5 protein-coding genes are annotated in these 5,445 nt (G+C 65.5%); 4 read left to right on the top strand and 1 reads right to left on the bottom strand.

Translation table 11 applies throughout. From position 1 onward, the window contains the following. Positions 1 to 78: 78 nt before the first annotated feature. Positions 79 to 963 (bottom strand): LysR family transcriptional regulator, encoded by an 885-nt coding sequence (locus tag FXV83_RS39450; protein WP_148745446.1) that lies wholly within the window; start codon positions 961 to 963, stop codon positions 79 to 81. A gap of 112 nt (positions 964 to 1,075) precedes the next feature. On the opposite strand from FXV83_RS39450, the gene FXV83_RS39455 reads away from it, so the two are divergent. The 4 genes from FXV83_RS39455 to FXV83_RS39470 all read left to right on the top strand — a co-directional run bounded on the left by FXV83_RS39455 (position 1,076) and on the right by FXV83_RS39470 (position 5,388). Continuing rightward, positions 1,076 to 2,440, top strand: a complete 1,365-nt coding sequence (locus tag FXV83_RS39455) for an FAD-dependent oxidoreductase (protein WP_148745447.1) — start codon at positions 1,076 to 1,078, stop codon at positions 2,438 to 2,440. A 72-nt stretch (positions 2,441 to 2,512) separates the two neighbouring features. Next, positions 2,513 to 3,517, top strand: a complete 1,005-nt coding sequence (locus tag FXV83_RS39460) for an ABC transporter substrate-binding protein (RefSeq protein ID WP_148745448.1) — start codon at positions 2,513 to 2,515, stop codon at positions 3,515 to 3,517. Positions 3,518 to 3,797: 280 nt separating this feature from the next. Then, on the top strand, positions 3,798 to 4,571 hold the full coding sequence (locus tag FXV83_RS39465; protein WP_148745449.1) for an ABC transporter ATP-binding protein: 774 nt from the start codon (positions 3,798 to 3,800) through the stop codon (positions 4,569 to 4,571). Next, positions 4,564 to 5,388, top strand: coding sequence for an ABC transporter permease (locus tag FXV83_RS39470; protein WP_148745450.1), 825 nt, complete (start codon positions 4,564 to 4,566; stop codon positions 5,386 to 5,388). The genes FXV83_RS39465 and FXV83_RS39470 overlap by 8 nt, the downstream gene beginning before the upstream one ends. The last annotated feature ends 57 nt before the right edge of the window (positions 5,389 to 5,445 follow it).

Raw genomic sequence — 5,445 nt, forward strand, 5'->3', positions numbered from 1 at the left:
CCCCATACAAGCCCGGATGAGCAAAGCGACATCCGGGAATTCCACCAGCGGTCCCGCAAATCGCTTCGCTCATGCGGGCTACAGCGACGGTGCGAGCGAGGTCTTGAGCAGCGTCAGCAGCGCCTGCACGGCGGCCGCATTGCGCCGCCGCTCGGGGATTGCGGCCTTCACCCATAGCTCGGGAATTGGAAAGTCGGGCAGCACCGGCTTGAGCGTGCCATCGCGCAAGGCGTCTGCCACGAGATAATGCGAGATCAGCGCGATGCCATTGCCGGCGATCGCGCCGCGCACCAGCACGTGGCCCTCGTTGGAGGAGAGCAACGGGCTGACCTGGACGCTGATGCGGCCGCGCGGACCGTCGAAAATCCATTCGGGACCGGTCGGCAGGAAGCTGAGGCAGCGATGATCGACGAGGTCGCGTGGATGCTTTGGCGTGCCGTGCTTCTTCAAGTACGCTGGCGAGGCGCAGAGCAATCGCTTTAGCGCGCACAACGGCTCGTCAACGACGCCGCCGAAGGAAAGCGGGAAGGCACCGATGGCGATGTCGAAGCCTTCCGTCACGGGATCAACCGGGCGATCGATCAGCACGATATCGAGCTTGACCAGCGGATTCTGGGTCTGGAACGCGCTGAAGGCGTCCGCGAGCCGCGCCACCGTCAGCGAGGTCGGCGCCTTGATGCGGAGATGGTCGACGAGATCGTGGCCCTTCTCGCCCATGCGCGAGAGCAGGTCAGTGGCGTCGGCCACCAGACTGCGGGCGCGATGCACGTAGCGCTGGCCGGCCTCGGTCAGCCGCAATTGCCGGGTCGAGCGATGAAACAGCGGCGTTCCGATCCGCGCCTCCAGTTGCGTGACGCGCTTGGCCACCACCGAGGTCGAGACGTTGAGCTTTCGCGCGGCGGCGGAGAAGCCGGCCGAATCCGCGGTGGCGAGGAAGGCCTGAAGGTTCACCAGGATGTCCATCTCGACCTTTCGCGATTCGAGAAAGCTGATCGCATAATTTGGTGGATTGTAGCGTGGTCCGCGTTAATTCATAGTCGGGCCAAGCAAAGGATTTTCAGGGATAGGACGCGCCATGCGGGCCACGACGATCGAAGAACCAGCGCGCCAGGTGCCGCTCTACGGCGAATATGAGGTCGTCGTCCTCGGCGGCGGCCCGGCCGGCATCGTGGCGGCAGCGTCCGCTGCGCGCGCAGGACGGCGGACGCTGCTGATCGAGCGCTACGGCTTCCTCGGCGGCATGGGCACCGCCGCCGGCGTCACCAACTTTTGCGGCCTGCATGGCAATGTCTACGGCGAGGCACACCGGCTGGTGCAGGGCATGGCGTCCGAATTGCTGGCGCGGATCGATCGCTTGAACGGCCTCAACGCGCCGCATTTGATCCTCGGCAAGGTGTTCGCCCAGGCCTATGACACCGCGGCCTACAAGATCGCGGCCGACCAGCTCCTCGCCAGCCACAAGGTGCACATCCTCTTCCATGCGCTCGGCGCCGGCGTGGTGATGGGCGACGACCGCCGCATCGACGCGCTGATGGTGGAGACCAAGGCTGGCCGGCAGGCGGTGCGCGCCGGGATCTTCATCGACTGCTCCGGCGATGGCGATCTGGCGGTCTGGGCCGGCGCGCCGTTCGAGGTCGGCGACGAGCACGGCCATCCGCTGTACCCCTCGATGATGCTCCGTCTCAACGGCATCGACCCCGAAAGGGCTGGCGAGGCCTGGCGGACCATCCCGCAATTGATGGAAAAGGCGCTGGCTGCCGGCACCCACAAATTCCCGCGCAAAAGCGCGATCGTGCGGCCGCAGAAGTCCGGCATCGAATGGCGGGTGAACTTTACGCAGGTGGCGCGCGAGGACGGCCATGCCATCAACGGCATCGAGCCCGACGATCTCACCCGCGGCGAGATCGAGGGCCGCAAGCAGGCGCTTGCCGCGTTCGAATTCCTGCGCACCGTGCCGGGCTTTGAAAAATCCTACATCGTCGACCTGCCGCCGCAGCTCGGGATTCGCGAGACCCGCCGCATCACGGGCGGCTACCAGCTCAGCGGCGCGGATGTGCTCGGCTGCGCCTCGTTCGACGACTCCATCGGCGTCAACGGCTGGCCGATCGAGGCCCATGTTCCCGGCGATGTCGTCTTCACCTTTCCGCCCATCCCCGAATCCCGCGGTTATAATGAGCTGCCGTACCGGATGCTGGTGCCCGAGGGCGTCGACAATCTGCTGGTCGCCGGCCGCTGCGCCTCGATGACCCATGAGGGCCAGTCGGCGGCGCGGGTCTCCGGCGCCTGTTTCGTGATGGGCGAGGCGGCTGGCTCCGCAGCAGGGCTGGCGCTGTCCGGAAACCTGATCCCGCGTGACATCCCGGTTGAAAAATTGCAGGAAACGTTGAAACAACAGGGCGCCTTCATCGGGCGGGATCAGCCTGTGCCCGAAGGGCTGTGACGGCTGCAAGACATCGACCAAGAAGACGTCTAAGAGAAGAAGAACACCAAGAGAACCACGAGAGGAAACGGGATGATCGGAATTGCGCGGCTCGCGGTAGCTAGCCTGGTGGCGATCACGGCAATGGGCACGGCGTGGGCCGAGGACGCGCTGAAGGCCAGGATCGGCGTGCTCCGCCTGTCGTCCTCCGCGCCGGTCTTCATCGCGCAGGACAAGGGCTATTTTCGCGAAGCCGGCCTCGACGTCGAGCTGAAGTTCTTCGACGCGGCGCAGCCGATCGCGGTCGCTGTCACCTCTGGCGACATCGATTTCGGCGTCACCGCCTTCACCGCCGGCCTTTATAATCTGGCCGGCAAGGGCGTGCTGAAGGTGATCGGTGGCATGAGCCGCGAGAAGGCCGGCTATCCCCTGATCGGCTATTTCGCCAGCAACAATGCTTACGGTGCCGGCTTGAAGACGCCGAAGGACCTCGCGGGCAAACGCGTCGCGGTCACGCAGGTCGGCTCGTCCTTTCACTATTCGCTCGGCCTGCTCGCCGACAAATACGGCTTCAAACTCGCCGACGTGAAGATCATCCCGCTGCAGTCACTGTCCAACGCGGCGGCCGCGCTCAAGGGCGAGACGGTCGACGCGGCGTTGCTTCCCATCTCCACCGCACGCAAATTGATGGACGAGGGCGGCGCGAAATTTTTGGGGTGGGTCGGCGACGAGACGCCCTGGCAATTGGGCGCGGTATTCGCTTCGCCGAAGACGCTGACCAACAAGGCGTTGGTGACAAAGCTGCTCGGCGCCCTCGCCAGGGCCGACCGCGAATATCACGACGTCATCCTCGCTGCGATGAAGGACGGCGTTGCACCGATCAACGAGCAGACAAAACCGCTGCTGGAGATCATTGCAAAGTACACCAATCTGCCGGTCGAGCAGGTGGTCGGCAACTGCGCCTATATCGATCCGGACGGCAGGCTCGACGTCAAGAACGTCGACAACCAGATCAAATGGCTGCAAGAGCAGGGCTTTGCCGACAAGGGCTTTGACGCGGACACGATCATCGCCAAGGAATTTGTGAAGGCGGATTGATGCAGACGATGCAAATTCTCGCGATGGGCGATCTGCCACCCTCCCCTGGACGGGGAGGGTCGATCGCGCCGGCGATGCGCAGCATCGTCCGGAGTGAGCGGGGTGGGGTGAGCCGCGGCGGTAGTCTCTCCCGCGTTGGTCGCTGCAGGGTATTTCATCGGCAACCGTCGTCAGCACCCTTGCGGAGAGACCGTCACCCCACCCCGGTTCGCATTTCGCTTTGCTGCATGCGAACCGACCCTCCCCCTCCAGGGGAGGGTGAAGAAAGCGGGCTCATCGCATGGACCTGATCGCCAACCACATCACTCACCGCTTCGGCGAGCTCGCCGTGCTCGACGATGTCTCCTTCACCGTCAGTGCTGGCGAAGTCGTGGCGATCGTCGGCCCCTCGGGTTGCGGCAAGAGCACACTGCTGTCGATCCTCGGCGGATTGTTGCTGCCAACTTCCGGCGCGCCCGAGCTGCGCGGATCGCCGCCGGCGGACAGCCTCAATCCGCTCACCTTCGTGTTCCAGGATTTCGCGCTGCTGCCCTGGGCCACGGTGGAGGAGAACGTCGAATTCCCGCTGCTGCACGCGCAGCTCTCGGCCGGGCAGCGCCGCGCGCTGGTCGACGATGCCTTGCGCCGCACCGGCCTGACCGATTTTCGCAAAACCTATCCGAAGCAGCTCTCCGGCGGGATGCGCCAGCGCGTCGGCATCTCGCGTGCGCTGGCGGTGCGCCCCGCCATCCTGCTGATGGACGAGCCACTCTCGGCACTGGACTCGCAGACCCGCGAGCTCCTGATGGAAGACTTCGTCCGCCTGCTCGCCGATGGCGGCATGGGCGCGGTCTATGTCACCCACAATCTCGAAGAGGCCGCACGCCTCGCCGACCGCATCGTGGTGCTGTCGCGGCGTCCCGGCCGCATCCGCGAGGTGGTAAGTGTGCCGATGACGCGCACTGAGCGCGGCGAAATCGCTGCGCGTGAAAAGCTGCTGGCGCTTCAGAACCAGATCTGGTCGCTGATCCGCAACGAGGCGATCGACGCCGAGCGCGAGGTGCAGCATGCTTGATCGCGCCACGACGGACACGCCGACAACGGACGCCCCGGCGCGGCGCGTCCGCTTCCGCGGCGCCGGCTTCGTGCCGGCGAGCAGCCGTTTCGGCGGCTGGATCGCGCTCGCGCTGGTCATTGCGATCTGGCAGGCGGCCGGTAGCGCCGGCCTCGTCAATCCGCTGTTCCTGCCGGCGCCGTCCGCTATCATGCGCGCGATCTATCAGCTCGCCGTTTCCGGCGCGCTCTGGCAGCATCTCTCGGCTTCGCTCTTGCGCATTGGCGTCGGCTGGCTGCTCGGCACCGCGGCCGGTATCGCCGTCGGCTTTGCCATCGGCCTGTCGCGGCTGGCGCGCAGCGTCGGCATCACCTTCATCTCGGCGCTGTTCCCGATTCCGAAGATCGCGCTGTTGCCGCTGCTGATCCTGTGGCTCGGCATCGGCGAAGAGCCGAAGATCGCGACCATTGCACTGGGCGTGTTCTTCTCGACCGCGATCTCGGTCTATAGCGGCGTCGACGCGGTGCCGCGCAATCTCATCCGCATGGCACAGAGCTTCAACGTGCCGTTCGCCACCATCGTGCGCAAGGTGATCTGGCCGGGCGCGCTGCCCGCGATCCTCGCCGGCTTCCGCATCACCGCCTCGGTGGCGCTGCTGCTCGTCGTCAGCGCCGAGATGATCGGCGCGCAGTATGGCATCGGAGCGTTTGTGCTCCAGGCCGGCAATCTGATGCAGACGGATCAACTGCTTGCGGGCGTCGTGATCCTGTCGGTGTTCGGATTGGCGGTGGGGAGGGTGATCAACTGGCTGGAGATGCGGCTGTTGCACTGGCGCTAGCCCTAACGAGCGCGAATGCGGTCCCGCGCCAAATTCTCCGCTGTCGTCCCGGCGAAG

The sequence above is a fragment of the Bradyrhizobium hipponense genome, from assembly GCF_008123965.1.
Taxonomy (GTDB): domain Bacteria; phylum Pseudomonadota; class Alphaproteobacteria; order Rhizobiales; family Xanthobacteraceae; genus Bradyrhizobium; species Bradyrhizobium hipponense.